The organism is Microbacterium sp. As-52, assembly GCF_049949185.1.
GTDB classification, from domain to species: domain Bacteria; phylum Actinomycetota; class Actinomycetes; order Actinomycetales; family Microbacteriaceae; genus Microbacterium; species Microbacterium maritypicum_A.
In genome coordinates this window covers 1,979,034-2,004,804 of sequence record NZ_CP188171.1, presented here as the reverse complement: position 1 = coordinate 2,004,804, position 25,771 = coordinate 1,979,034, and the positions used below count along the sequence as shown (strand labels likewise).

Below are 25,771 nucleotides of genomic sequence, written 5' to 3'. Positions count from 1 at the left end.
ATCCGTCGAGCGGATGAGCGTCGACGCCGCGCGCTTCCCGCCGGGCGTCAGTGCTGCACGCGCGCCAGGAACTCCGCGGTGGCCGCCTGCTGCGGGGCATCGAACACCTGGGAGGGCGGTCCCTGCTCGACGACGACACCGTGCTCGAGGAACACGATGCGGTCGGCGACCTCACGCGCGAACGACATCTCGTGGGTCGCCATCACGATCGTGGCGCCCTGCTGCTTCAGCTGTCGCACCAGATCGAGCACCTCGCCCACCAGTTGCGGGTCGAGGGCGCTGGTGATCTCGTCGAGCAGCAGCACCTCGGGCTGCGTGAGCACCGCGCGCACGATCGCCACGCGCTGCTGCTGTCCGCCGGAGAGCCGGTCGGGGTACTCGTCGGCCTTGGCGCCGAGGCCGAGCGTGTCGAGCAACGCGCGTGCCTGGGCGCGCGCCTCCGTCTTGCGCATGCCGTGCACGCGCACGGCGGCGAGCGTGACGTTGTCGAGCACGGTCAGGTGCGGGAACAGGTTGAAGTGCTGGAACACGACCCCGATCCGGGCCCGCACCGCGTCGGCGTCCACCCGCGGGTCGGTGATGTCCTCGCCGGAGAGGAAGATCTGCCCGTCGTCGATGCCCTCGATGAGGTTCATGGTCTTGAGGAGGGTCGACTTGCCCGAGCCGGACGCGCCGATCAGCACGACCACCTCGTGCGTGCCGACCGCGAGGTCGATGCCGCGCAGCACGTCATGATCGCCGAAGCGCTTGCGCACACCCCTGGCCTCGATCACGGGCACGCTCATACGACTCCTCCGGCTTGCTCGCGCTTGTTCAGACGCGCGGTGACGACATCGGTCAGGCGGATCATCGGCCAGCTGAGCACGATGAACATGAGGCCGGCGACGACGTACGGTGTGAAGTTGTAGGTCTCGGCGACCATCAGCTGTGCCGCACGGACCGCATCGACGGCGCCGAGCACCGAGATCAGCCCCACGTCCTTCTGCATCGAGACGAAGTCGTTCATGAGGGCGGGGACGACCTTGCGCACGCCCTGCGGGATCACGACGATCCGGAGCGTCTGCCCGTGGGTCAGCCCGAGCGACCGCGCGGCGATGCGCTGCGAGGGATGCACGGCCTCCATGCCTGCACGGAGCACCTCGGCGACATAGGCGGAGTAGGTGAGGACCAGCGCGATCGTGCCCCAGAACATCGGGGGCATGCGCGGGAAGATCATCAGTGCGGGGATGCCGAACCCCACGAGGTACAGCACGATCAGCAGCGGGATGCCACGGAAGAAGTCGGTGTAGGCCGCGGCGATCGCGCGCAGAGGGAAGAACACCGGGCCGCGCAGCGAGCGCATGGTAGCCAGGAGCGTGCCGAGGATCGCGACGCACACCACGGCGATGACGAGCACCAGGAGGTTGACGAGCAGTCCCTGGAAGATCGGACCGATGCTCTCCAGCGCGACCTGCGGATCGAAGAACGTCTGGCTGACGATCGCCCAGCCGGGGGTGTTGACGACGACGACGACGAGCACCGCCAACAGGGCGATGCTGCTGCCGAACGCGATCAGGATGGATCGGGTGGTCGCCCGACGCCGCAGAGCGCGGCGTGACAGCTCGAGTTCGCTCGGCTGCCACTCCGCGTCGACGGAGGTCGAGGTCATTTCAGGACGGGGACGTCGACCGCGTCGCTGAGCCACTTCTGCTGCAGCTCGTCGAGCGTGCCATCGTCGCGCAGGGCGTCGACGGCCTTGGTGACGTCGGCCGTGAGCGCGGAGCCCTTGGGAAGGACGATGCCGAAGTCGTCGCCGCCGTTCGCGTCGGCGAACTGACCGGTCACCACGCCGTCGTCGAGCTGGGCACCGACGACGTAGAAGGCGCCGGGGAGGTCGGTGATCATGGCGTCGATCTGCCCGCCCTTGAGCGCGAGCACCACGTCGTCGACCGAGTTGAAGACGTTGAGGTTCGCTTCGCCGAGCTGGGCCTTGGCGACCGTGTAGCTGGTGGTCCCGCTGGCCACGCCGACCTTGGTGGCCTTGAGCTCGTCGATCGTGGTCGCCGATGCCGCGGGCGAGCCGCCGACCGCGACGACGGCCTGCGTGGTCGTGTAGTACGGCGACGAGAAGTCGACGGCCTTCTTGCGGTCATCCGTGATGGAGAACTGCTGCAGGTTGATGTCCCAGTCCTTGGGGCCCGGTGCGATGGCGCCGTCGAAGGTGGTGCGCACCCAGACGATGTCGTCGGCCGTGTAGCCGAGCTGCTCGGCGACGGCGTTGGCGACGGCGCCTTCGAAGCCCTCACCGTTGGAGGGGTCGTCGTCGACGAACCACGGCTCGTAGTTGGGCTCGCCGGTCGCGATCGTGAGCTTGCCCTCGGTCACGGTCGGAAGGCCCGAGCCGTCTCCGCTGCCGGAGCCGGTGGACGGCGAGCTGCAGGCGGAGAGGGTGAGGGCGACGGCTGCGGCAGCAGCGGCGACGGCTGCAGCGCGGCGGAGGGCGGGAGCGAAGGGCACGATGACTCCAGGGCGAGAAAGGGTATGGAGAAGACGGCGAGGCAGGACGGGTCTGCCTCTGCAGACACGGTCTGCCTCTACAGAGTAGGCGATGCGGCGAGTCGCCAATCGGCGAAGTCGAAACCTGGGGACACGAAGCACGACACCAGCACCTCGTCGGCGTCGAGCGGCCTCGCGGCCTGCCAGACACCGGCCGGCACACGCACCTGCGCCGCCTCTCCGGGGCCGAGCACGATCGCCGTCCCCTCGCCCGGTTCCGCACCGTCTCCGCCGAGGCGGAGTTCGAGTCGGCCCGGCCCGTGCCACAGCCACAGCTCGTCGCTGGTCACGACGTGCCATTCGCTCTTCTCCGATGGCAGGAGGAGGTAGTGGATGCAGGTGGCCGCCGGCCGCTGACCGTTCGGCGTCTCGACGGGAAGCGGGCTCGTCCAGGTGCGGCGGAACCAGCCGCCTTCCGGATGCGGGGCGAGGTCGAGCCGCTCGGCGGTCGCGGGGCGCTGCGTCATGCGGGTGCTCCGGTTTCGGGGAAGGAGTCGACGGCGTAGCGGACCTCGCCGGAGATGATGGTGGCGGCCGTGCGACCCGCCCCGTGCTCGACGAGTTCGACCACGGCATCGGGGCCGGATGGGACGTCGAAGAACGTGAGGTCGGCGAGTGCCCCCACCGCGAGGTACCCGGTGCGGTCGGGACCGACGTCGATCCCCATGGCGTGCGCACCGCCGAGGGTCGCGGCGCCGAGCAGCCGCGCGTGCAGGTCGCGGTCGGTGTACCCCTGCGAGCGGGCGATGCGCGCGAGCTCCGCCACGTCGGCCAGCACGTCGAGCGACGGGCTCGACGACAGCGAGTCGGTGCCGACGGCGATCGGGCTGCCCTCGCGCAGGTACGCGGCGATCGGCGGCTCCTCGAGTCCGATGACGGCGTTCGACCGCGGGCACAGGGCCACCGTCGTGCGACGCTCCCGCAGGATGGCGCGGTCCCTGGCGCTCATGTAGACGCCGTGCGCGATGTGGCAGTCAGGCCCGAGCACGCCGAGCTGATCGACGAACTCGGTGGCGCTGGTGCCGAATCCCGCCTTGCGCAGTTCCTGGAAGCTGGCGAGCCCCGCGGTGTGCCACGCCTGCGGGTGCTCGTGCGCGAACTCGCTCTCGAACGCGGCCTCGCCGAGGTGGATGTGGATGCGTCCGCCGCGCTCGCGCACGATGTCGGGGATCTCCAGCAGCGGCTCGATGTCGAGCGAGTAGGGGGCGTGGGGTGAAAGGCCCGTCCCCGGCGGGGTCGGCAGGGCGTCGAGCGCCTGCTCCACCTGCGCACGCCCGGTACGGGCCCAGTCGGCGTTGGTCCAGCTCATCACCTCCCAGTAGGTGATGCCGTGCAGTCGGGCATCGTGCAGCGCGGTCGCCGCCGCACGATCGGTCACGACATCGGCCACGGCCGTCGTGCCGGAACGCAGCGCCTGCATCGCACCGTCGGCCGCATCCGCCGCCCAGTCGCGACCGCCTTCGTACACCGGGTCGAAAGCGCGCACCCAGTCGTCGAAGCCGTCGTACTGCCCGCGCCCGACCGAGGCCATGCCGGTGTACTGCAGGTGCGTGTGCGCGTTCACGAGCCCGGGGGTCAGGACGCCGGGCCAGTGCACCTCGTCGGCGGCGATGCCCCGTTCGGACAGCGACCGCAGCACCCACTCGCGCTCTCCGACGTGCATGATGCGGCCGTCGCGCACCGCGACCGCGCCGTCGACGATCGGCGGCGCGGTGATCGGCACGACGAGCCCTGCGGAGTAGACGGTCACGGCGGTCATGCGGATGCTCCTCGGAATCGCGGCGAGCGCCACTCGCGCTGCGCTTCGACCTGCGCCGGGCTGCGCTGGTCGATGGGCGCGCCGCGCAGGGCGAGAGCGGCCGTGCCGATGACGGTGTCGGTCTCGGGCGGCAGCGCATGCACGCCGGCGGGCAGATCGTGCGCGAGGAGGTGCTCGACGGCGAAGAGCTGCACCGAGAACGAGAGGTCCATGATCTCGATCGGGTTGCCCTCACCGGCGGAGAGGTTCACGCACCCGCCTCGGGCGATCACGAGCGCACCTTCGCCGGCGCGCTCGACGAACGGAGAGGATGCGCCGCTCTCGCCCGCGTACGGTCGCAGCGTCGCAGGGTCGAGGTCGACCTCGTGTGGAACCCCGCCCGCGACCGCGACGATCGCCGCCGCTCGCAGCACCTCGGCGTCGACGGTGTGCGGCGCCCCGGTGGCCGAGACGACGAGCGCTCCCGGGGCGAGGTCGTGCAGTCGTCCGATCCGATAGCCGTCGTGCGCGGCTCGGAGAGCACGCACCGGATCGGTCTCGGCGACGCCGACCTGCACGCCGAGGGCACGCAGGTGCGCGGCGACGCCCTCGCCGACCGGGCCGTAGCCGACGACGACGGCAGGCTGGTCGCGGAGGTCGATGCCTGCGGCGTCCAGCGCATCGGCGATCGCGAACACGCACGACTGGCCGGTGCCGTAGCGGTTGTCGAAGGAGGTCTTGGTCAGGGCGTCGTTCACCGCGATCACGGGGATCTCGAGCAGCCCCTCGCGCTCCATGAGCCGCAGCGGCGTGAGTCCGCTCGTGGTCTCCTCCGCCGCCCCACGCAGCGCGGCTGCGAGACCCTCCTCGTGCGCGAGACGGATCAGGTGGGAGCCGTCGTCGAGCAGCAGGTCGAAGCCGCGGCACAGGAAGGCCACGGCGGCGGCGCGCTCCGCAGCTGCCGACAGGGCCGGGTCACCGTCGACGGGGATTCCGCGGGATCGCAGCACCTGGGCGACCTCGACGTCGATCTCATCCGGGTGGGCGTAGACGGCGACCGTCGCTCCGGCATCCCGCAGCAGCAGGGCGAGCTGGGCGGTCTTCGGCTCCAGCACCATCGCGATGCCGATCCGCACACCCTTCACCGTGCCGGCCTCGCGCAGGCGTCGCGCGCGATCGGTGGCGACGGGCATGTGACGTCCGGCCGCATCGACACGGTCGTGAGCCGTCTCACGCGCCGGGAGAGCCTTGCCGTCGAGCAGGATCTCGGGCGTCGCACCCGGTGCGAAGACGACTCCGTGGCCGACCGTGCCGGTGCTTCCGAGATGCGCACCGAAAGCGGGCAGCAGTCGACGCAGCTCGTCGGCCACGGCATCCGTTCCCACGACGGAGAAGTCGCGACCGGCCACGAGCAGGTTGGTCTCGCGGGCGAAGCGCCGCACCAGACGCTGGGCTGTCGCGGTCTCGTCGGTCACCAGTCAAGGGTAGAGCCCGCCGGGTGTGCCGACTGCCAGAGCGGAGGCTGTCGCACCCGAATGTGTCGGCGCGTGTCGGCGACCCTGGATTCCCCGGCGCCCTTCGCCTTTCATGGAGCCCATGACCCGTCAGATCCGCTTCAACGCCTTCGACATGAACTGCGTCGCCCACCAGTCGTCCGGCCTGTGGCGGCACCCCGACGACCGGTCGCGGCAGTACAACACCATCTCGTACTGGACCGATCTGGCGAAGCTGCTGGAGAGCGCGACCTTCGACGGCATCTTCATCGCCGACGTGCTCGGCACCTACGACGTGTACGGCGGCACGAACGAGGCCGCGATCCGCAACGGCGCGCAGGTGCCGGTGAACGACCCGATCCTGCTGGTGAGCGCGATGGCGGCCGTCACCGAGAACCTGGGCTTCGGCATCACGGCCGGCACCGCGTTCGAGCACCCCTATCCGTTCGCGCGCCGGCTGAGCACACTCGACCACCTCACGCAGGGCCGTGTCGGCTGGAACGTCGTGACCGGCTACCTGCCCAGCGCCGCGCGCAACATGGGCCAGGAAGACCAACTCGCGCACGACGACCGCTACGACCATGCGGACGAATACGTCGAGGTGCTCTACAAGCTCTGGGAGGGCTCGTGGGAAGACGACGCCGTTGTCGAAGACCGGGAGCGCGGCATCTTCACCGACCCGGGCAAGGTGCACCCGATCGGGCATGAGGGCAAGCACTTCAGCGTTCCCGGCATCCACATCTCCGAGCCGTCGCCGCAGCGCACGCCGGTGATCTACCAGGCCGGCGCGAGCCCGCGGGGCGTGAAGTTCGCGGCCGAGAACGCCGAGGCCATCTTCGTCGCCGCGCCCTCGAAGGAGGTGCTCGCCGGCACCGTGAAGCGCATCCGCGATGCCCTCGAAGCGGCGGGCCGCGACCGGTACGACGCCCGCATCTACACACTGCTCACGGTGATCACCGCCGCGACGAGCGAGGAGGCGACGGCGAAGCACGCCGAGTACCTCTCCTACGCGAGCCCCGAGGGCGCGCTCACGTTCATGTCGGGATGGATGGGCGTCGACCTGTCGCAGTACGCCGAAGACGAGCCGGTCGGGAACGTCGAGTCCAACGCGATCCAGTCCGTGCTGCAGCACCTCAAGGAAGAGGCCGACCTCGGTCGCGAGTGGACGGTCGGCGACTTCGGACGCCACAACGCGATCGGCGGCCTCGGGCCCACGATCGTCGGATCCGGCACTGAGATCGCCGACGAGCTGCAGTCCTGGGTCGACGAGACCGACATCGACGGCTTCAATCTCGCCTACGCGGTCACCCCCGGCACCTGGCAGGACATCATCGAGCACGTGATCCCGGTGCTGCGCGAGCGCGGCGCCTACCCCGAGGAATACGCACCCGGGACGCTCCGCAACAAGCTCCACGGCCGTGGCGACCGCGTGCAGGACACGCACCGCGCCGCGAAATACCGGGTCGGCACGTTCGCCAAGGCGTAGCCGCTCTCGAATCGCGGACGTGGTCGCTTCCGCGGCGAATCGGCGACCAGGTGCGCGATTCGACGGCCGTGGGTCAGTCGTCGCTGCGGGCGAAGATCCCACGCAGGACGAGGAAGACCACCACGGCCACGACCGCGACGATCGCGAGCTTGAAGATGAACGCGAGGACCGAGAACAGGGCGCTCACGATCCACCACGCGATCACGACGGCGAGGATGACGCCGAGGATGGTCCAGAGGTTCTTGGTCATACCTCCAGCCTACGGAATCACCGCCGGGGGATCTCCTCGAGGGAGCGGTAGACCGGCAGCCCGCGCTGCTGCGCGATCTCGACGTCCTTGTCGGCACCGGACGACTCCCCCGGCAGGCGCAGCACGGCGTCGCAGTGCTGCAGCAGGCGGTGCGCGGTCTCGTACATGACGTCACCGGCATCGGCATCGGCATCGGAGTCGGCCGGCTCGAGCGTGCGCAGGATCGGCAGCGCGACCCACTCCCCGATCATCGGCACGTGGCCGAGGCGGAAGATCGGGCCCGAGACCTCCTCCAGGCGCGCGAGGTTCCGGGCGATGAGGTCGGGGTCGCCGTTCGTCCCGGAGCGATAGGGGCCGGCGATGAGGATCAGGAGTGGCTTCGTCATGGAGATGACTGTAGTCTGAATCATGCACAATCGTGCAACTTCGTGAGGGAACAAATGCTCGCTGCGCAACGCAAGGACCACCTGCTCGACCTTCTCGCCCGCGACGGACGCGTCGTCGCGAAAGCGGTGGCCGACGAGCTCGGAGTGTCGGAAGACGCCATCCGCCGAGATCTCCGCGAACTCGCCGAGGAGGGGAAGCTCCAGCGGGTGTACGGCGGCGCCCTGCCGATCCCCGAGCCCGAACGACCGGTGCGCGACCGGCACGGCCTCGCGACCGAGAGCAAGGAGCGGGTGGCACGTGCGGCCGTCGCGCGCATCCGTCCCGGAGCGACGATCGTGCTGGACGCCGGGACCACGACCCTCGCGATGGCTCGGCTGCTCCCCTCCGGCGCCGGCATCACGGTCATCACCCCGAGTCCCGTCGTCGCGCTCTCCGTGGCCGAACACTCCGACGCCCGTGTGGTCATGATCGGCGGGGAACTCACCCGGCACTCCCTGGTCACCGGCGGAGGACTCGCGATGGAGGCCATCCAGCACCTCGCCGCCGATGTGTTCTTCCTCGGCGTGACCGGCGTCGATCCCGTGCACGGTCTCACGACGGGTGAGCTCGACGACGCGGTGACGAAGCGGGCACTCGCTTCGCGGTGCACGGAGACCGTGGTGCTGGCCAGCGAAGAGAAGGTCGGTGCCGCCGCTCGCTTTCCTGTCCTCCCGTTCGAGGCGATCACCGCGATCATCACCGATCCGCTCGACGCGAGTCCGATCGTCGAGCGGCTCGCCGCACTGATCAGCGCTCGGGAGTGACCGACGATCCCGCCCCGGGGAGACGGCCGGCGAGCAGGTCGTGCAGGTGCCCCGCGGTACCGAGCAGGGCGACGCTACGGCGCGTGAGGTCGGCCAGCCTCTCCGTGAGGATCCGCTGGACTTCGGAGGTGCGACCGTGCGTGCGCACCTCGTCGAGGATGCGGGCGATCGCCGGGATGCCGTAGCCGCCGGAGCGAAGGGCGGCTGCGACTCGCGCCTCGGTGATCGCGGCGGAGCCGTACGAACGCGTCGACGCGGTGCCACGAAGCGGATGCACGAGCCCCTCGCGCTCCCAGTGGCGCAGCGCCGAGGAGCGCACCCCGAGAGCCTGGGCGAGTTCACCGATGGTCATCGCGTCGTCGTCGGCGAACACGTCGTCGGCCTCGGCCACCGCGACGTCGAGCCCCCTCAGTGCCTCGCGCACTCGGGAGCGCTCGTGAGCGAGCTCCGCATGAAGATCGTCGATCCCCTCGGCGGCAGCCTCGATCGAGCCGCCGATCAATACGGGCATCAACCGGCGAGCAGGTACCGGTCCGAGTGCGGCCGCCATCGCGCGATAGGCCCGCAGCGCCGTGGCGTGCTGCATCCGGTACCGGCGATAGCCGTTCACGCCGCGCTCCGCGACAGGGATGACGCCGAGACTCTCGAGGTCGCGCACCTGCTGAGTCGAGTATCCGGCGAGCCGTCCGAGCTGCACCGTCGTGAATGTCGCCTCTTGAGGGTTCTGCACCTTCTCCCCCTTCGTTTACGGACAGAAGTCCACATAAGCACTTCCACCTCACCATTGAAGGATGGAAATGCAGAAGATCATCGAGACGGTCCGCGGGCTCGACGGTGTCCTGATCGTCGAGCCCGAAGCAGGCAGCGACTTTCCGGAGCTGTCATGGGGAGACGCCTACCTCTACTACGCACCCGATGGGCGGATGCCGGAGCGCACCCAGCCGTACGGGACGATCATCACGAAGGACTATCCGGACGAAACCTCGTCCGCCTTGGACGCTCCAGGACGTTTCCGGGTGAACATCCACGTCGGGCGCGCACAGACCGAGTCGATCGTGGATGCTGACGCCGATCCGACCGAGGCCGACGTGTTCCACCGGCATCCGCTCTACGGCATGTCCGGTTGGGTGTGCGTGATCAACCCTGCGGAACGGACGGCGGATGCGGTGCTCACCCTTCTTCGCGAGGCGCACGAGGCCGCACGATCACGCATCGAACGCCGAGCGAGGTGAGCATGACGACCCCACAGGGCATGACCGACGCGGACCGCCGCACCGTCGCGGTGTGGGCCGCCGACTGCGCAGAGCGGGTGCTGCCCTTGTTCGAGGCCGAGGCGCCCGACGACGCTCGGGCCCGGGACGCCATCGCCAGGGCACGGGCGTTCGCGCGGGGCGAGCTCACGGCTGCGGGCGAGATCCGTCGACGTTTCGTCGCCGGCCGGGCTGCCCACAGCGCCACATCGCCCGCCGGAGTCGCCGCGGCCCGCTCGGCAGCCCAGGCCGCAGGAGTAGCACACATGGGCGCGCACGCGCTCGGAGCAGCCGCCTACGCCGCGAAGGCCGTCGAGCTGGCCCACCCGAATGCTCGCGGAGCACGTGTCGAAGAGGTGCGATGGCAGCTCCGCATGCTCTCCGTCGACGCCGCCACCGCACTCCGACGCCTGCCGCCCCTCGGCACCGACTCCGCCGGCCCGCTCGGCCCCGGGCTGCTCGACTCCGGCACCCTCGGCGAAGTGATCCGTGAGATCCAGGCTGCTCTCGCCGACTGACTTCTTCGAGTCGGAGTATGGCGAGGCGACCGCTTCAGCCCGGATTCAGCGTGGAGCCACCACACTGGAGGGATGCGGATCCTGGTGGTGGACGACGAGGTGCGTCTCGCCGAGGGCGTACGCCGCGGCCTCGAGGCCGAGGGCTTCGCCGTCGACGTGGCGCACAACGGCGTCGACGGACTCTGGCGCGCACGCGAGACGCGGTACGACGCGATCGTGCTCGACCTCATGATGCCCGGCATGAGCGGCTGGAAGGTGTGCGAGGCGCTTCGGGCCGAGGAGAACTGGACGCCCGTGCTGATGCTCACGGCGAAGGACGGCGAGTGGGATCAGGTGGAGGCGCTCGAGACCGGCGCCGACGACTACGTCACCAAGCCGTTCTCGTTCGCGATCCTCGTCGCACGCCTGCGGGCCCTCGTGCGCCGCGGTGCCGTCGCCCGTCCGGCCGTTCTGGAAGCCGGCGATCTCCGACTCGACCCCGCCGCGCACCGCGTCTGGCGCGGGGAGACGCCCGTGACCCTGACCGCACGGGAGTTCTCGGTGCTCGAGTACCTCATGCGTCATCGCGGCCAGGTGCTGTCGAAGCGGGCTCTCATCGACGGCGTCTGGGACGACGACTTCGACGGCGACCCCAACATCGTCGAGGTCTACGTCGGACACCTGCGCCGCAAGCTCGACAAGCCCTTCGGACGCGAGGCCATCGAGACCATCCGCGGTGCGGGCTACCGGCTGGCGGCGAACGGTGGCTAGCCGCGGCTGGCGCTCGGTGCGCGGCAGGACCACGCTCGGAGCGACCGTCGTCGTGGCCGTCGCACTGCTCATCGGCGCCTTCTCGTTCTACGGCGTCCTCAGCGCCAGCATCGACGACAGCACCGAACGCGCCGCGGAGCAGCGGCTCAGCGAGCTCGCCGAACGTGCCGGTGGGCCGGGCGGCAAGGGCGTGGACGCGCTCGACGACGAGATCCTGCAGATCCTCGGTCCGGACGGGTCGGTACGCGCGGCGAGCGAGGAGGCTCGCGACAAGCTGGGTTCGACGCCGCTCCCCGCCGATGACGACCCGCAGACGACCACCGTCGACGGCGACACCGTCGTGGTGGTCTCGGAAGACATCGACGGCGATCAGACGCTCGTGCTCGCCGTCTCGATGGATGACGATGCCGAGACCCTGGCGACGGTCGCGACGCTGCTCGCCATCGCGGTCCCCCTGCTGCTGCTGCTCGTGGCCGTGACCACCTGGCTCGTGGTCGGTCGCGCGCTCCGCCCTGTCGAGCGCATCCGCGAAGAGGTCGACGGCATCACCGCCGAGCGCCTGCACCAGCGGGTGCCGGTGCCGGAGACCGCGGATGAGATCGCCGCACTCGCGACCACCATGAACGGCATGCTCGACCGACTCGACGCCGCGGCCACCGCGCAACGGCGCTTCGTCTCGGATGCCTCGCACGAACTGCGATCCCCGCTCGCGACCATCCGTCAACACGCCGAGCTCGCCCAGGCCCACCCCGACGTGACGAGCATCGGCGAACTCGCCGAGGTCGTGTCGGAGGAAGGGCTGCGACTGCAGGGGATCGTCGAATCGCTGCTGCTGCTCGCCCGTCTCGACGAAGGCGCGAGCACGCTGGACGAAGCGGTCGACCTCGACGACATCGCGCTCAGCGAGGTGCGCCGGCTGCGTGCGGCCGGGCTCGACGTCGACGGTTCCGGCGTCCAAGCCGCAAGGGTGCACGCAGACCCGCGCCTGCTCGGCCAACTGGTGCGCAACCTTGCAGACAATGCCGTGCGCCACAGCCGAGGACGCATCGCGATCGGGGTTATCCCGTCCGACGGCCACGTGTTCGTCACGGTCGAGGACGACGGCACCGGGGTGCCGGCCGAGGAACGCGAGCGCATCTTCGAGCGCTTCGTGCGCCTCGACGAAGCCCGCAGCCGCGACGCCGGAGGCAGCGGACTGGGGCTCGCGATCGCCCGCGGCATCGCCACCCGCAGTCGGGGAACCCTCACGGTCGACGACTCCCGCTGGGGCGGCGCACGCTTCGTCCTCGCTCTCCCCCTCAGCACCTGACCGGCCGGAAGTCCGGTTCCTGAAGAGGTCTTCAGGACGCTTCAGGGAGGCTTCAGCGCCCGCGCGGCACCATCGAGACATGGACGACAAGACACCCACTCCCGACCAGACGCCAGCTTCCGACCAGACCGCACAGGGCACCCCGGATGCGCAGACCGTACCGGTGACCCCGACTCCGGATGCGGCTGCCACGGCAGCAGGTTCCGGGCAGCACCCGACGTTCCCCACCGCCGAGCCCGCTCCCGCGGCTCCCGCGCCGAAGCCCGGGCGCAAGCGCGCACTGCTCATCGGCGGGGGCATCGCGGCAGCCGTGGTCCTGGCGGGCGGCGGCATCGCGGTCGGTGCCGCGATCGGCGACGAGTTCGGCGACGACGACCGCTCCTCCATGTCCGACGGTCCCCGCCACGACGACGCGGATGACCACGCCCCGCGTGAGGGCAACCGCGGCGACGACCGCGGCGACGCCCCCTCGAACGGCCGCGGCCCGGTGACAGGCATCGGCACGGCATCCGCCGACGAACTCATCGCGATCGCGGATGCGGCACGCGGAGCCGCCGACGGCGAGGTCACCTCGATCGATGCGAAGCGCGACGGCACATGGGAGGTGCAGCTCACGACGACCGCGGGCGATGAGACCGAGGTCCGTGTCGACAAGGACCTCGCCGCATCCGTCATCTCGACCGATGTGGCCGACGGCGATGACACCGGCCCCGCGCTCACGCTCGACGACGAGACGATCCGCGCCCTCGTCTCGGCGGCACTCGCCGAGGCCGAAGGCATGATCACCGACCTCGATGTCGACGGCGACGACGTGAGCCCCTACGACGCCTCCGTCCTCACGTCGGACAACCGTTCGATCGACATCGACTTCGGCGTCGACTTCGCGGTCGTCGGAACCGACACCGACTGAGCCGAGCCGGCCGGGCCGATTAGCAGCACCCTCGTTTCGCCGGGGGTGCTGTCGTCGTTCAGGGCGTGGCCTCGCGCACCGCGGCGAGCGCGGCCTCGGCTCGTACCCGGAGACCTTTCAGGTCGCCGCTCGCGACGGCATCACCAAGCAGGGGCGACCCCATCCCGACGGCGAGCGCACCTGTGGCCAGATAGTCGGCGATGTCGTCGATACGGACACCCCCGGTGGGGATCAGCGGGATGTCGTCGAGCGGCGCGCGCACCTCGCGGATGAAGCGCACACCCCCGAGGACGCCGGCCGGGAAGACCTTCACGGCCGTGGCACCGGCGGTCCACGCCGTCTCGATCTCGGTCGGGGTGGCAGCGCCGGGGTACCAACGCATACCCGCTTCCTGCGCGGCGAGCCCGACCGGCAGCGAGACCGTTGGGGTGACGATGAAGGATGCTCCGGCGTCGGCGGCCTGGCGCACGTGCTCGACGGTGCGCACCGTTCCCATGCCCACCTCGGTCGCGCCCGCAGCGATGAGATCCGCCACGACCCCTGCGGCACCGGGAGTGTTGGTCGTCACCTCGAGCACGGACACCCCGGCTTCGAGGAGCGTGTCGCACGCTGCGCGGAGGTGCACCCCGGTGCGGTCTCGCACGATCGCCACGATCCGGGTGCTGCGGACGCCGTCGCCGGGTTCGAGTCTGGTCACCATTCGGCGAAGCTCCCATCATCGTGACGCCACAACGGCGAGCGCCAGAGTCCCACACCGGCAGCCCTGCGTACGGCGGCCTCGTCGACCTCGATGCCCAGGCCCGGACGCATCGGACGCTCGAACCAGCCTTCCTTCACCGTGAGCGGTTCGGGGTCGATGAGGTAGTCGAGCAGGTCGGCACCCTCGTTGTAGTGGACGCCGAGACTGGATTCCTGCAGCACCGCGTTCGGGCTGGCGATGTCGACCTGGAGGCAGGCGGCCAGGGCGATCGGTCCGAGCGGAGAGTGCGGTGCGAGCCCCACCCCGTGCAGCTCTGCGAGCGCGGCGATGCGTCGGGTCTCGGAGATGCCACCGGCGTGTGAGACATCGGGCTGGGCGAGCGCGATACCGGCTTCGAGCGCCGACCGGAAGTCCCACCGTGAGTACAGGCGCTCTCCGGTCGCGATCGCCACCGTCGTGCCGCCGCACAGCCCGTCGAGGCGGTGGGTGAGTTCGGGGACGAGCGGCTCTTCGAGGAACAGCGGTGCGACGTGGGCCTCGAGCGCCCGGCACATGGTCTTTGCGACGCTGACCGACCACCGACCGTGTGCGTCGATCGCGACATCGCCACCATCCATCGCCGCCGTGGCTGACTCGACGCGGTCGACCACGCCCTGCACGGCGGCTCGCGACTCGAGGTGGCGCATCCGACCGGAGGCGTTCATCTTGACAGCGGTGTAGCCCTCGGCGGCGCGGGCGGCCGCCTGCGCGGCGACCTCGGCCGGATCGTCTCCGCCGACCCACACGTAGGCCCTGATCCGGTCGCGGACCGGTCCGCCCAGCAGGTCGTACACCGGCACGCCCAGCGCTTTGCCGCGGATGTCCCACAGCGCCTGGTCGATGCCGGAGATCGCGGAGGAGCGCTCAGGACCGCCGCGGTAGAAGCCGCCGCGGGTCATCGTCTGCCACAGATCTTCGATGCGGGTCGGGTCGGAACCGATCAGGATCTCGGACAGGGAATCGACCGCCGCAGCCACGACGTCCGCGCTTCCCTCCACGATAGGCTCGCCCCAACCGACCACTCCGTCGTCGGTCTCCATGCGAAGGAACTGCCAGCGCGGGGCCACGCTGAACGTCTCGATCCGACTGATGCGCATCCGGCTCCCTCGCTGAGATGTCTCCGGCGCCGGGCAATCGACGCGAGATAATACTATTATCATAGTATGCGCACCGACGGGTGTCGGCGATGCGAGGAAGCAGAGGGTTGAGCATGACGACAGTGGCACCTTCCCGAGAAGGGGCGGCGGCATGAACGGTGCCGATCTTCTCCGAGGAGAAGTGATCCTCGTCACCGGGGGCGCCCAGGGCATCGGCAACGCCGTCGTCCGCACCGCACGCGAGCAGGGAGCGACCGTGTCGTTCTGCGACCTCGACCCCGCACGCGTCGAAGCCGCGGTCGCCGCCCTCGCCGCAGACGGCCTCGACGTGCACGGCACCGTCGCCGACGTGACCGACGAAGCCGCAGTCGCCCACTGGGTGGAGGAGGCGACGACGGCCCTCGGCGCACCGAGCGGTCTCGTGAACAACGCCGGCCGCAACGCCTACAGCGACCCCACGACCATGAGCGTCGCCGAATGGGACGACTTCTTCGACCTCGACCTGAAGGCGTCCTGGCTGTGTGCGCGGGCTGTCCTTCCGGTCATGCTCACCGCCGAGCACGGATCCATCGTCTCGATCTCCAGCATCCACTCCAAGATGACCATGGCGGGTATGTTCCCCTACGCCGCAGCCAAGGCGGGGCAGCTGGGGTTCACCCGCTCGCTCGCCCTCGACGTCGCCGGTCGGGGCGTCCGCGTGAACGCCGTCTCCCCCGGACTCGTCTGGACCCCTCTCTCCGAGACCCACTTCGCCGAGCGTCCGGAAGAGCTCGCCGCCACGCTCGCGGTCCAGCCGACCGGGCGTCCGGCGCAGCCGTCGGAGATCGCGGCCGTCGTGTGCTTCCTGCTCTCGAGAGCCGCGTCCTACGTCAACGGCGCCGACTGGGCCGTCGACGGCGCCTACAGCGCGAGGTTCGCGTGATGGCCGCCCGGCGCGGGCTGCACGGCGTGCTCGTCGACGACCTCGGCCGCCGCATCGTGCACCATGAGATCGCCCCCGGCGCGCAACTGCCGCTCGATGAGCTCGGCGAGCAGTACGGGGTGTCGCGCACAGTGGTCAGGGAGACCATGCGCGTGCTCGAGGCGAAGGGGCTCATCGTCGCTCGACAGAACGTCGGCACGCGCGTGCTCGCCGATGACGCCTGGCACGCCCTCGACGTCGACGTGCTCCGCTGGCGACTCTCCGGACCGGACGCCAAGGATGCCAGGCAGGATCTGCTGGAGCTGCGCTCGGCCGTGGAACCGACGGCCTCTCGACTTGCGGCCCTTCGCCGCAATGACGCGACCGCCGAACGTCTCGTCGCCGCCTCTCAACGGATGCGCGATGCGCTCGAGCCGGAGGATGTCGACGCCTTCACGGCCGCAGATGTCGACTTCCACGCGACGCTGTTCGAAGCGGCGGGCAACCCCCTGATCGCCGAGTTGCTCTCGCTGGTCGGCGCGGCACTCGACGACCGCATCCAGGTGGTCGCGAGTCACGGCATCTCGGCCGTCGCCGTCGATCTGCACTGCGAGCTCGCCGCAGCCGTCGCCGCGGGCGATGCCGACCAGGCCGCCCGCACCGCCGGCGACCTCATCGTCCGCTCCTACGAAGACTCTCTGTGACCGCACTCTCGTTCGGCGCCATCGACCTGGCGGACGGTGCGAGAGCGAACAGCCTGCGCGGCGCCGAGGAGTGGCTGCACCAGCCGGTCGGTGAGCGCACGCCCACGGACTTCACCGCCACCTCGCTGGGCGGCTGGGACGAGATGCTGCCGACCATCGACGCCTGCCGCGTCCCGCGAGGCAACGGCTTCGAGGAGTGGGGCGATCACGGCGAAGCCTGGAACCGGCGCTGGGCGGGCGACGGCGGATCGCACGCGGTCGTGGTCGACGGCATGACGCTTCGCCGACGCATCCACCACGACTCCACAGGTGCGCGCCTCGACTACTCCCTCACGTCCGACGAGGTGCGCCCGGTGCAGTGGGCCGCGCATCCGCAGTTCATCTGGACCCCGGGCACGATCATCGAACTCGGTGCGGCGGCTCCATGGCGGCGCGTCTATCCGACGGACATGACACGGGTCATCGAGGCGGACAACGACCCGGCAGCGCTCCTCAACTCGCTCGCCGGAGCGAAGTGGTGGTCGACCACCCCGATCGATCGCATCGTGCTGCGTCGACCCGACCGAACCGGTCTGCGCGTCAGCTGGGATGCAGAGTCCCTCCCCTGCGTCGCCCTCTGGATCGACCCCGGCACCTTCGCCTCCGCGCCGGTGATCGCGATCGAGCCGGCGCTGACGCCGTACGACTCTCTCGCAGATGCCGTCGAGGCTGGCGCGGCGCCGACGGTCGGCCCCGGTCGGCCGCTCTCCTGGTGGTTGCATCTGGAGGAGATCGGCTGATCTCCCGAAGCCGTGGTGCGGAGCAGACTCGCCGCCCCGCACCACGCGCATCATCCGGGGATGCCGATGCGCCGCTCGCCGGAGCGGAGCTGCTGGATCACGACCGCGATCACGAGCAGTGCGCCCTGGGCGACGTTCTGCCAGAACGTGTTCACCCCGAGCAGGGTCATGCCGTTGGTCAGCACGCCGAGGAGCACGACCGCGAGAATCGTCCCGGCGATGGTTCCCTTGCCGCCCTTCAGCGCCGCGCCACCGAGCGCCGCGGCCGTGATGGCCTGCAGCTCGAGCCCCTCGGAACCGGAGATCGGCTGCCCCGATCCCGTGCGCGCGGTGATGAGGATGCCGGCTACCGCGGCGATCGCCCCGGTGACCATGTAGACGCCGATGATGTAGCGGTTGATGTTGATGCCGGCCAGGCGGGAGGCGATGTTGTTGCCGCCGACAGCGTAGATGTTCCGGCCGATCGAGGTGTACCGCAGCACGATGTGCGCGAGCACCGCGACGATCACGAGCACCCAGATGAGGGTCGGGATGCCGATGATCGCCCCTCGCGCCAGGAAGATGAAGAACGGGTCGGCGCCCGTGTAGCCCTGCGCACGTCCGTCGGAGAGCAGCTGCGAGATCCCCTTGAAGGCCGCGAGCGTCGCCAGTGTCGCGATCACCGGGTTCACCCGGCCGAACACGATGATGCAGCCGTTGATCAGACCGCACAGCACGCCGATGGCGACGGCGCCGACCACCCCGATCGCGGGTCCTGCGACGGTGAAGATCATCGCCGAGGTGACGGAGGTGAGACCGGCGATCGACCCGACCGAGATGTCGAGCGCGCCGAGGATGATCACGATGGTCTGCACCACGGCGAGCAGACCCATGATCGAGATCGCCGTTCCGATGACCTTGAGGTTCTGCACCCCGAAGAACAATGGGTTCTGGATGCCGATGATCGCGACGACGACGGCGATCGCGAGGATGAGGGAGAGGTTCTGCACACCGATCGCGGCGATGACGCGCCGGACCGGTGAGAGGGGCTGCGTCTCCACTGATGTGGTGTTCGCGGCGGTGGTGGTCACGGTCGATGTTTCCTTTCGGGAATCGATGCTCATGCGGCGGCCTCTTCGTCCATCGCGAGCGCCAGGATGTTCTCTTCAGTGGCCTCGGCGCGCGACAGCTCACCGCTGATGCGCCCGCCCGCCATGACGTAGATGCGGTCGGAGACGCCCAGGATCTCGGGGAGCTCGCTGGAGACGACGATCACTGCGACGCCTTCGTGGGCGAGGCGGTCGATGATCGCGTAGATCTCGGACTTCGCTCCGACGTCGATGCCACGGGTGGGCTCGTCGAGGAGGAGCAGCTTGGGCTTGGTCGCCAGCCAGCGCGCCAGCACCACCTTCTGCTGATTGCCGCCGGAGAGCTTCCCGACGAGCTGATCGGTGGAGGGCGTGCGGATGCGGAGCGCATCCACGTACTCCTGCGCGAGCGCGCGCTCGGCGCGATCCTTCACGAAGATCCAGCGCGAGAGTTGACGGAGCACGACGAGCGCCGCATTGTCCCGCACCGAACGTTCGAGCAGCAGGGCCTCGGCCTTGCGCTCCTCGGGTGCGAATCCGATGCCGGCCCTGATGCTGTCGGCGGGCTGGCGGATGCGACGGCGCTTGCCCTGCACGCGGATCTCGCCCGAGTGCACGACGAAGTCGCCCGCGATCGTCTTCATCAACTCGCTGCGTCCCGCACCGACCAGCCCCGCTATGCCCAACACCTCGCCCGCACGGACGGTGAGCGAGATGTCGCTAACGTGCTGATTGGAGACGCCGGCGAGTTCGAGGACGACATCGCCGAGGGCTGCGGCCTCGCGGTGGAAGAACTGGGTGAGGTCACGCCCCACCATCATCCGCACGAGTTCGTCGTGGTCGGTCTCGCCGACCAGCTTCGTGCCGACGAACGCGCCGTCACGCAGGACGGTGATCCGGTCGGCGAGCTGGAAGATCTCACCCATCCGATGAGAGACGTAGGCGATCGCGACGCCCTCGCTCTGCAGCTTCTTGATCAGCGCGAAAAGCAGCGACACCTCCTCGTCACCGAGGGACGATGTGGGCTCGTCGAAGCACATGATCTTCGGGCGGGTGATCACCGCGCGCATGATCTCCACGATCTGCCGCTGTGCCGGAGAGAGCTCCGATCCGAGCGTCTCCGCCTTGATCACACGATGGAAACCCCAGCGGGTCAGCTCTTCGCGCGCCCGCTTCAGCACGTCGCCACGACGATACGCGAGACCGCCGAGAGCGCCGACGTAGATGTTCTCGGCGACCGAGACCCACGGGATGATCTCCGGTTCCTGCGCGATGACGCGCAGACCGGCAGCACGCGCATCGGCCGGATCCGAGAAGTGCACGGCTTCTCCGTCGATGCGCAGCTCGCCCTCGTCGGGGCGGTAGTCCCCGTTGAGGATCTTCAGGAGCGTCGACTTGCCCGCCCCGTTCTCGCCCATCAGCGCGGTGACCTCACCAGCGCGCAGTTCCAGCTCGACGCCGCGGAGGGCCCGCACGACGCCGAAGTTCTTCGCGACACCAACGGCCTGCAAAACGATCGACTCTTCCGACACTTCCTCATCACCTTTCTGTCGTCACGGTCATGACGCGGGGGCGATCCGTCGGATCGCCCCCATGTGTTCAGACGATCAGGTGCAGACCACGCCCTTCGCCTCCCAGTTGCTCGCGTCGACGATCTCCGTGTTCGCGACCGTCTTGGGAGGAAGCTCGGTTCCGTCGCGCAGCAGCGCGATCATCGAGCCGACGGCCGCCTTGCCGACCTCGACGCCGGAGATGAACAGTGCCGACTTGTTGCCGGTCTCCTGTCCGGCATTCCAGTCCTTGCAGGTCAGGTAGGCGCCGAGTCCGACGCCGGCGATGTCGGTGGATGCGACGCCCGAGTTCTGCAGCGCCGTCACGACGCCGGTCTCGTTCTCGTCGTTGCAGCCCCAGACGACCCAGTGCTTGACGCCGGCGTTCGCCGTGATCACGGCTCCGGCCTTGTCCTGGGCGTCGGTGGCCGAGTTGTCGGTGCCGATGTCGATGACCTCAGGACCGTCGGGGACGGCGTCGGCGAAGGCGGAAGCGGCACCCTCGATCCGCTCGACGCAGTTCGGCTGGTCCTGGCGGTAGGCCGAGAGGATGCGGGTGTCGGCTGCCGTCCATCCGGCCTCCTGGTACAGGCGTGCGGCTTCAGCGCCGACCTTCTCGCCCATCGATGCGCCGTCGAACCCGGTGAACGCGGCGGCGACACCGGCAGCGTCCTCGATCGGGTCGTCGGCCGCCATGATCGGGATGCCGGCCTCGTTCGCGAGCTGGATCACCTGCGGGCCGATCTTCCCGTCGGGAACGACGATGATGATGCCGTCGACCTGCTGCGCGATGGCGGCCTCCACCTCTGAGATCGCCTTGTTGGCATCGGTGCCCAGATCGACGACGTTGACCGTGACATCGCCGGCATCTTTCGCCGCGTCCTTCGCGCCGGTGGCCTCGTCGATGAAGTACTGCTGGTCGCCCTGCTTCTGCAACAGGGCGATCGTGAGCGTGCCGTCCTTGGTTCCGCCCGAATCTGCGGGTCCGGCCGTCTCCTGGCCGGAGGAACAGGCGGCGAGCGCCGCGATGGTGAATGCCGTGACCCCGACGGCGGCGAGCCGGAACCAAGTGGGGCGAGCTGCATGCTGCTTCATCAGCGATCCTTATCTTCTTCGATACTCCGGCGGCTGTGCCGGGGGATGTGATCCGCTCTCGGGCGGGTAAACATATAATATGCCTAATCAACGACAACGCAACGAATGTTGCGTTTTCGAGATTCCCGATGGCGCCAGGCACACGCCAGCACCCCGACATCGATCAATGGAGAACGACTGTGCGGCCGAGACGAGTCACAGCATGAACGCCGAGAACATCGGACGCAGCCCGCTGCGGTCTCGATCCTGGCTGGGCGAGAGGGGCAAGAACGGCTTCATCGCTCGCCATCATCTCCGACAGTCCGGCCTGTCCGGCCGGCAATTCGACGGGCGCCCTGTCATCGGTATCGCGAACACCTGGTCGGAGCTCACGCCCTGCAACATCCACCTGAAGGGGCTCGCCGACGCGGCCCGCCGCGGCATCCAGCAGGCAGGCGGCACGGCACTCGAGTTTCCCGTGCTCTCGCTCGGCGAACCGTTCATGCGCCCGTCGTCGATGATCTACCGCAACATGATGGCGATGGAGCTCGAAGAGCTCTGCCGCGCGAACCCCCTCGACGCCGTCGTGGTCCTCACCGGCTGCGACAAGACGACCCCGGCAGCCCTGATGGCCCTCGCCAGCGTCGACATCCCCTCGATCGTGCTCACCGGCGGCCCGATGCTGAACGGCCGGTTCCGCGGGCGCCCGGTAGGCAGCGGCACCGACATCTGGCGGATGACCGAGGCGCTGCGAGCAGGCGACGTGACCCAGGAGGAGTTCACCGAGTTCGAGAGCTGCCTGAACCGCTCCGCCGGCCACTGCATGACCATGGGCACGGCCTCGACGATGGCGAGCATCACCGAGGCGCTGGGGATGCAGCTGCCCGGTGGCGCCGCACTTCCCGCCGTCGACTCGCGGCGGCTGGTCCTCGCCGAGGACACCGGAGCCCGCGCCGTCGAACTCGCCCTCGAAGGCCTGCGTCCCTCGATGATCATGACCCGGGAGGCGATCGAGAACGCCCTCGTCGTCAACGCCGCGTGCGGCGGATCGACGAACGCCGTGCTGCACCTGCTGGCCATCGCCGGACGGCTCGGGGTGCCGCTCTCGCTCGACGACATCGACGAGTTCAGCCACGCCATCCCACTGCTGGTCGACCTCATGCCGAGCGGGCGATTCCTGATGGAGGAGTTCGCGTACGCCGGCGGGGTCCCCGCCTTGATGAAGGAGCTCGGCGACCTGCTCCACACCGGCGCGCCTTCGGTGACGGGTCGGACCCTGGGCGAGAACGTCGCCTCGGCCCGCAACGACGACCCCGAGGTCATCCGTCCACTGTCGAACCCTGTACAGCCCGCGGGGTCGGGCACCGCCGTGCTGCGCGGCAACCTCGCGCCCGACGGCGCCGTGATCAAGGTGAGCGCCGCCGAGCCGCACCTTCTCGACCACACGGGCCCGGCACTCGTCTTCGACGACCTCGAGTCATACCTCGCCGTGGCCGGAGACCCCGACCTCGACGTCACCGCCGACACCGTGCTCGTCGTGCGCGGCTGCGGCCCCCGCGGCTACCCCGGCATGCCCGAGGTCGGCAACCTTCCCCTCCCGAAGAAGCTGCTCGACCAGGGAGTGCGCGATCTCGTGCGGATCTCGGATGCGCGCATGAGCGGCACGGCATACGGCGCGTGCGTGCTGCACGTCGCGCCGGAGTCGGCAGCCGGCGGTCCGCTCGCACTGATCCGCACCGGAGACCTCGTGCGGCTGGATGTCGCAGGGAGATCGATCGACATGCTCGTCGACGACGCCGAGCTCGAGCGGCGGCGTGCCGAGCTTCCGGCTCCGGTGGTCGCGAGCACACGCGGCTGGACCCGGCTCTACGCCGACCACGTGCTCCAGGCCGATCAGGGCGTCGACCTCGACTTCCTCGTCGGCTCCAGCGGCGACGAGCCCTCGCGCAGCCCGTTCTGACCCACCCGAAGGAGTCCCGCCGTGATGAACACACGCATCGAGGGCGTCTGCCCCGTCGTCGAAACGCCATTCACCAACGATGGGCGGATCGACGTCGAGTCGCTCCGCCACCTCGTGCGCTCGCTTGCGGATGCGGGAGTGCGAAGCGTGATGTACCCCGGCTTCGCGAGCGAGTTCTACAAGCTGACCGACCTCGAGCGCGATGAACTCACCGGGGCACTCCTCGACGAGGCGCACCGGCACGGCATCGTCGTGGTGGTCTCGGTGCCCGACCACGCCACTGTGCTCGCAGTGGAGCGTGCTCGCCGCGCCGTCGAGCAGGGCGCCGACATGATCAACATCCTTCCGCCCCACACCCAGAGCCCCAGTCGCACGGCCGTTCGCGCGCATATCGGTGCGATCCTCGACACGACCGGATCGACCCCGGCGATCCTCCAATACGCTCCGGCTCAGACAGGCACGGCGCTCGATGCGGCCGTCATCGCCGAGCTGGCAGCAGCCCACCCGAACCTCGTGCAAGTGAAGGTGGAATCCGTTCCACCCGGCCAGCTCATCTCGGCGCTGCGCGAGGCGGCCCCCGGTCTCTCCTGCCTCGTCGGCTACGCCGGCGTCCAGCTCATCGATGCGCTGCGCCGCGGGGCGGTCGGTGTGCAACCCGGTTCGTCGTTCCCCGAGATCTACCTCGCCATCTGCGACGCATGGGAGAACGGTGATCGCCAGCGGGCGGCGGCACTGCACGCGCGGCTCCTCCCTTACATCTCGTATTGGATGCAGTCGGTCGAACTCATCATCGCGGCGGAGAAGGAGATCTCCGCACAGCGCGGCCTCCTTCGATCGGCGACCTGCCGCGCGCCCTCGCGCGAGCTCGACAGCGAGGAGCAGGAGATGATCACCCGCTTCCTGGTCGACTTCGACGAGTTCCTCCGGCCCGCGCCTCGTGCGATTAGCATTCAAGGATGACGAACTCCGCACCGATCGACGACATCTCCATCGGCGGTGAGGTGATCCGCCTCGGGCAGTTCCTCAAATTCGCCGGCCTCCTCGATTCCGGCGGCGACGCCAAAGAGGTGATCATCGACGGATACGTCACCGTGAACGGCGAGGTCGATCGCCGACGCGGGCGTCAGCTGCGCGACGGCGACCTGGTGACCTTCGAGGGACGCACGGTCCGCGTCCGCCCCTGACCGAACAGCGAAATGCGGTGGATTCCGAAGAACCCACCGCACGTGTCAGCGGCCGATTCAGCCGATGACGGTGTTCGTGTCGCTGATCTGCGACATCGGACCCGAGAGGTCCGGATAGACGTAGGCGCGGGTCTGCAGAGTGGTTCCGGGGGCGACGTCACCGACCTCGGCCGTGATGACCGCCGTGCCGGTCTCGCCCGGCTCCAGCTCGCCGAAGGAGGCGAAGACATGGCTGCTGCTGACGATTGGCTCGCCGAGGGACGATTCGGCACCGGTCACGGTCAGACCGTAGGCCGTCGGGATCGCCGTGGAGATCAGGCGAGTGAAGCTGGAGCGGTTGGTCGCGGTGACCGTGATGCGCACCTTCTCTCCGGCCTGGACCACATCGACGTTGTCGTCGAGAGTGACCTTCGCGGCCGATCCGAAGGTCTGCTCGGACTCCTGGCCCAGCGTGCCGTCGGCAAGTCGCACCCAGCCGATTCCCGCCTGGCCGACGCTCGTGTCATCGCTCGGCGCGAAGGGGTAGTTCACGGCTCCGTAGTTGTCGACCTGGGCTTCGGCAGCGTTGGCGGCCGGTGCGCCGATGAGCGCGACACCCGCGGCCACGGCGATGGTGATGCCGGTAGCGGCGATTCGGTTCTTCAGTTTCATGGTGTTCCTCCGGTTGATGTCCGGCCAGGATCCGGCCGGCAACATTCAACATTTCACTGCCGTGATGGAGGTGGCCGCGTTCAGGGAATCTGTATGCCGATAGATCGGAATGCGTGGGCTTTCGGAAGAGGTGCGGAGCGGTCGACTATCGCGCTTCCGACGGCAGGACCCGCCGCACGGTGACGACGACCAATGCGATGAGGAGCCCGATGATCGCCACGTCGGCGGCGATGTACGCATAGTGCGCCCAATTCGTGCCCGGCGCCTCGGCCCCGGCGATCACCAGATCGCTGCGCCGGTTGAGCACCGGGCGGATGACGGCGATCTCGAGAAGGAACACCAGCCAGATCACACCGAGGATCACCAGGGTCGTGCGTCCGGCCTTCGCCCGGGCACTCACGGCTGTGAGCACGACCAGGACGACACCCGCGAGCACGTTCAGCGCGGTGAAGACGAGTCGACCGATGCCGAGACCGATCGGGATCGTGACGCCGGGCGCGAGGAACTTCAACGGGGCTTCGAGGAAGGAGATCGCGATGATCGCCCCGAGCAGGAACGCCGGCAGCAGCAATTGCAGAGCCGCGTTCGTCCGTCCATTGGAAGTCATGAAGCCCTCTTCTCCCGCCGATCGCCGCC

General features: G+C 69.3%; 29 protein-coding genes. 13 read left to right on the top strand and 16 right to left on the bottom strand.

The annotated features are described in order from the left end of the window. Nucleotides 1-47: 47 nt before the first annotated feature. The 6 genes from ACLFA2_RS09615 to ACLFA2_RS09590 all read right to left on the bottom strand — a co-directional run bounded on the left by ACLFA2_RS09615 (nucleotide 48) and on the right by ACLFA2_RS09590 (nucleotide 5,748). Nucleotides 48-785 (bottom strand): amino acid ABC transporter ATP-binding protein, encoded by a 738-nt coding sequence (locus ACLFA2_RS09615; protein WP_021199478.1) that lies wholly within the window; start codon nucleotides 783-785, stop codon nucleotides 48-50. After that, complete coding sequence (locus ACLFA2_RS09610) at nucleotides 782-1,648, bottom strand: amino acid ABC transporter permease (protein ID WP_029260707.1); 867 nt, start codon at nucleotides 1,646-1,648, stop codon at nucleotides 782-784. Before ACLFA2_RS09610 ends, ACLFA2_RS09615 begins: the two co-directional genes overlap by 4 nt. Beyond that, nucleotides 1,645-2,496 (bottom strand): ABC transporter substrate-binding protein, encoded by an 852-nt coding sequence (locus ACLFA2_RS09605; protein WP_167255097.1) that lies wholly within the window; start codon nucleotides 2,494-2,496, stop codon nucleotides 1,645-1,647. The genes ACLFA2_RS09610 and ACLFA2_RS09605 overlap by 4 nt, the downstream gene beginning before the upstream one ends. 77 nt (nucleotides 2,497-2,573) lie before the next feature. After that, nucleotides 2,574-3,002, bottom strand: a complete 429-nt coding sequence (locus ACLFA2_RS09600) for a cupin domain-containing protein (RefSeq protein ID WP_167255095.1) — start codon at nucleotides 3,000-3,002, stop codon at nucleotides 2,574-2,576. After that, nucleotides 2,999-4,294: an amidohydrolase family protein gene (locus ACLFA2_RS09595; RefSeq protein WP_167255093.1), complete on the bottom strand. Its 1,296-nt coding sequence runs from the start codon at nucleotides 4,292-4,294 to the stop codon at nucleotides 2,999-3,001. The genes ACLFA2_RS09600 and ACLFA2_RS09595 overlap by 4 nt, the downstream gene beginning before the upstream one ends. Further along, on the bottom strand, nucleotides 4,291-5,748 hold the full coding sequence (locus tag ACLFA2_RS09590) for an adenosylhomocysteinase (protein ID WP_426621178.1): 1,458 nt from the start codon (nucleotides 5,746-5,748) through the stop codon (nucleotides 4,291-4,293). The genes ACLFA2_RS09595 and ACLFA2_RS09590 overlap by 4 nt, the downstream gene beginning before the upstream one ends. 121 nt (nucleotides 5,749-5,869) lie before the next feature. Between ACLFA2_RS09590 and ACLFA2_RS09585 the strand changes: the two genes are divergently transcribed. Beyond that, complete coding sequence (locus ACLFA2_RS09585; RefSeq protein WP_136024745.1) at nucleotides 5,870-7,252, top strand: LLM class flavin-dependent oxidoreductase; 1,383 nt, start codon at nucleotides 5,870-5,872, stop codon at nucleotides 7,250-7,252. Between the two features lie 73 nt (nucleotides 7,253-7,325). On the opposite strand, the gene ACLFA2_RS09580 is transcribed toward ACLFA2_RS09585, so the two are convergent. Together ACLFA2_RS09580 and ACLFA2_RS09575 are read right to left on the bottom strand one after the other, a co-directional pair. Further along, nucleotides 7,326-7,502 carry a hypothetical protein gene (locus tag ACLFA2_RS09580; protein WP_021199471.1) on the bottom strand — a complete coding sequence of 59 codons (177 nt, stop codon included), beginning with the start codon at nucleotides 7,500-7,502 and terminating at the stop codon, nucleotides 7,326-7,328. Between the two features lie 17 nt (nucleotides 7,503-7,519). After that, complete coding sequence (locus ACLFA2_RS09575) at nucleotides 7,520-7,888, bottom strand: hypothetical protein (RefSeq protein ID WP_021199470.1); 369 nt, start codon at nucleotides 7,886-7,888, stop codon at nucleotides 7,520-7,522. A gap of 54 nt (nucleotides 7,889-7,942) precedes the next feature. Between ACLFA2_RS09575 and ACLFA2_RS09570 the strand changes: the two genes are divergently transcribed. Continuing rightward, nucleotides 7,943-8,692, top strand: a complete 750-nt coding sequence (locus tag ACLFA2_RS09570) for a DeoR/GlpR family DNA-binding transcription regulator (protein WP_029267972.1) — start codon at nucleotides 7,943-7,945, stop codon at nucleotides 8,690-8,692. Here the strand turns inward: ACLFA2_RS09570 and ACLFA2_RS09565 are convergent. Then, complete coding sequence (locus ACLFA2_RS09565; RefSeq protein WP_426621177.1) at nucleotides 8,676-9,422, bottom strand: MerR family transcriptional regulator; 747 nt, start codon at nucleotides 9,420-9,422, stop codon at nucleotides 8,676-8,678. The genes ACLFA2_RS09570 and ACLFA2_RS09565 overlap by 17 nt on opposite strands. A 67-nt stretch (nucleotides 9,423-9,489) precedes the next feature. Here ACLFA2_RS09565 and ACLFA2_RS09560 point away from each other — a divergent pair, with 67 nt between their 5' ends. The 5 genes from ACLFA2_RS09560 to ACLFA2_RS09540 all read left to right on the top strand — a co-directional run bounded on the left by ACLFA2_RS09560 (nucleotide 9,490) and on the right by ACLFA2_RS09540 (nucleotide 13,429). Beyond that, nucleotides 9,490-9,924 (top strand): DUF6194 family protein, encoded by a 435-nt coding sequence (locus ACLFA2_RS09560; protein WP_426621176.1) that lies wholly within the window; start codon nucleotides 9,490-9,492, stop codon nucleotides 9,922-9,924. Nucleotides 9,925-9,926: 2 nt separating this feature from the next. Next, entirely contained in the window at nucleotides 9,927-10,460 is a 534-nt protein-coding gene (locus tag ACLFA2_RS09555; protein WP_167255087.1) for a putative immunity protein, read from the top strand. 72 nt (nucleotides 10,461-10,532) lie between these two features. After that, nucleotides 10,533-11,210: a response regulator transcription factor gene (locus ACLFA2_RS09550; RefSeq protein WP_021199465.1), complete on the top strand. Its 678-nt coding sequence runs from the start codon at nucleotides 10,533-10,535 to the stop codon at nucleotides 11,208-11,210. Continuing rightward, nucleotides 11,203-12,519 carry a sensor histidine kinase gene (locus tag ACLFA2_RS09545; protein ID WP_426621175.1) on the top strand — a complete coding sequence of 439 codons (1,317 nt, stop codon included), beginning with the start codon at nucleotides 11,203-11,205 and terminating at the stop codon, nucleotides 12,517-12,519. The genes ACLFA2_RS09550 and ACLFA2_RS09545 overlap by 8 nt, the downstream gene beginning before the upstream one ends. A 79-nt stretch (nucleotides 12,520-12,598) precedes the next feature. Continuing rightward, a complete protein-coding gene (locus ACLFA2_RS09540; RefSeq protein WP_167255082.1) occupies nucleotides 12,599-13,429 on the top strand; it encodes a hypothetical protein in 831 nt (276 codons plus the stop codon). 58 nt (nucleotides 13,430-13,487) lie between these two features. On the opposite strand, the gene ACLFA2_RS09535 is transcribed toward ACLFA2_RS09540, so the two are convergent. Continuing rightward, the gene (locus tag ACLFA2_RS09535) at nucleotides 13,488-14,129 is read right to left on the bottom strand and encodes a bifunctional 4-hydroxy-2-oxoglutarate aldolase/2-dehydro-3-deoxy-phosphogluconate aldolase (protein ID WP_347124020.1); all 642 of its coding nucleotides are present in this window, start codon (nucleotides 14,127-14,129) and stop codon (nucleotides 13,488-13,490) included. After that, nucleotides 14,123-15,265, bottom strand: coding sequence for a galactonate dehydratase (gene dgoD, locus ACLFA2_RS09530; protein WP_426621174.1), 1,143 nt, complete (start codon nucleotides 15,263-15,265; stop codon nucleotides 14,123-14,125). Before dgoD ends, ACLFA2_RS09535 begins: the two co-directional genes overlap by 7 nt. A 151-nt stretch (nucleotides 15,266-15,416) precedes the next feature. On the opposite strand from dgoD, the gene ACLFA2_RS09525 reads away from it, so the two are divergent. Genes ACLFA2_RS09525 through ACLFA2_RS09515 form a run of 3 tightly spaced genes read left to right on the top strand, consistent with a single transcriptional unit; the run spans nucleotide 15,417 to nucleotide 17,649 of the window. Next, nucleotides 15,417-16,187 (top strand): SDR family NAD(P)-dependent oxidoreductase, encoded by a 771-nt coding sequence (locus ACLFA2_RS09525; protein WP_021199460.1) that lies wholly within the window; start codon nucleotides 15,417-15,419, stop codon nucleotides 16,185-16,187. Next, nucleotides 16,187-16,870 (top strand): FadR/GntR family transcriptional regulator, encoded by a 684-nt coding sequence (locus ACLFA2_RS09520; RefSeq protein WP_021199459.1) that lies wholly within the window; start codon nucleotides 16,187-16,189, stop codon nucleotides 16,868-16,870. Before ACLFA2_RS09525 ends, ACLFA2_RS09520 begins: the two co-directional genes overlap by 1 nt. Next, nucleotides 16,867-17,649: a hypothetical protein gene (locus tag ACLFA2_RS09515; protein WP_426621173.1), complete on the top strand. Its 783-nt coding sequence runs from the start codon at nucleotides 16,867-16,869 to the stop codon at nucleotides 17,647-17,649. The genes ACLFA2_RS09520 and ACLFA2_RS09515 overlap by 4 nt, the downstream gene beginning before the upstream one ends. Before the next feature lie 50 nt (nucleotides 17,650-17,699). Here the strand turns inward: ACLFA2_RS09515 and ACLFA2_RS09510 are convergent, their stop codons facing one another. The 3 genes from ACLFA2_RS09510 to ACLFA2_RS09500 all read right to left on the bottom strand — a co-directional run bounded on the left by ACLFA2_RS09510 (nucleotide 17,700) and on the right by ACLFA2_RS09500 (nucleotide 21,361). Further along, a complete protein-coding gene (locus ACLFA2_RS09510) occupies nucleotides 17,700-18,719 on the bottom strand; it encodes an ABC transporter permease (protein WP_046398922.1) in 1,020 nt (339 codons plus the stop codon). A 29-nt stretch (nucleotides 18,720-18,748) separates the two neighbouring features. Beyond that, nucleotides 18,749-20,248: a sugar ABC transporter ATP-binding protein gene (locus tag ACLFA2_RS09505; RefSeq protein WP_297557396.1), complete on the bottom strand. Its 1,500-nt coding sequence runs from the start codon at nucleotides 20,246-20,248 to the stop codon at nucleotides 18,749-18,751. Nucleotides 20,249-20,323: 75 nt separating this feature from the next. Further along, a complete protein-coding gene (locus ACLFA2_RS09500; protein WP_315068650.1) occupies nucleotides 20,324-21,361 on the bottom strand; it encodes a substrate-binding domain-containing protein in 1,038 nt (345 codons plus the stop codon). A gap of 202 nt (nucleotides 21,362-21,563) precedes the next feature. Here ACLFA2_RS09500 and ACLFA2_RS09495 point away from each other — a divergent pair, with 202 nt between their 5' ends. Genes ACLFA2_RS09495 through ACLFA2_RS09485 form a run of 3 tightly spaced genes read left to right on the top strand, consistent with a single transcriptional unit; the run spans nucleotide 21,564 to nucleotide 24,484 of the window. Continuing rightward, a complete protein-coding gene (locus ACLFA2_RS09495; RefSeq protein WP_426621172.1) occupies nucleotides 21,564-23,300 on the top strand; it encodes an IlvD/Edd family dehydratase in 1,737 nt (578 codons plus the stop codon). A gap of 24 nt (nucleotides 23,301-23,324) precedes the next feature. After that, nucleotides 23,325-24,260: a dihydrodipicolinate synthase family protein gene (locus ACLFA2_RS09490; protein WP_426622467.1), complete on the top strand. Its 936-nt coding sequence runs from the start codon at nucleotides 23,325-23,327 to the stop codon at nucleotides 24,258-24,260. Next, nucleotides 24,257-24,484 carry an RNA-binding S4 domain-containing protein gene (locus ACLFA2_RS09485; protein ID WP_021199452.1) on the top strand — a complete coding sequence of 76 codons (228 nt, stop codon included), beginning with the start codon at nucleotides 24,257-24,259 and terminating at the stop codon, nucleotides 24,482-24,484. The genes ACLFA2_RS09490 and ACLFA2_RS09485 overlap by 4 nt, the downstream gene beginning before the upstream one ends. Before the next feature lie 57 nt (nucleotides 24,485-24,541). On the opposite strand, the gene ACLFA2_RS09480 is transcribed toward ACLFA2_RS09485, so the two are convergent. Both ACLFA2_RS09480 and ACLFA2_RS09475 read right to left on the bottom strand, forming a co-directional pair. Then, complete coding sequence (locus tag ACLFA2_RS09480; protein ID WP_426621171.1) at nucleotides 24,542-25,135, bottom strand: hypothetical protein; 594 nt, start codon at nucleotides 25,133-25,135, stop codon at nucleotides 24,542-24,544. Nucleotides 25,136-25,280: 145 nt separating this feature from the next. Continuing rightward, nucleotides 25,281-25,742 carry a hypothetical protein gene (locus ACLFA2_RS09475; protein WP_031207144.1) on the bottom strand — a complete coding sequence of 154 codons (462 nt, stop codon included), beginning with the start codon at nucleotides 25,740-25,742 and terminating at the stop codon, nucleotides 25,281-25,283. Nucleotides 25,743-25,771: the final 29 nt, after the last annotated feature.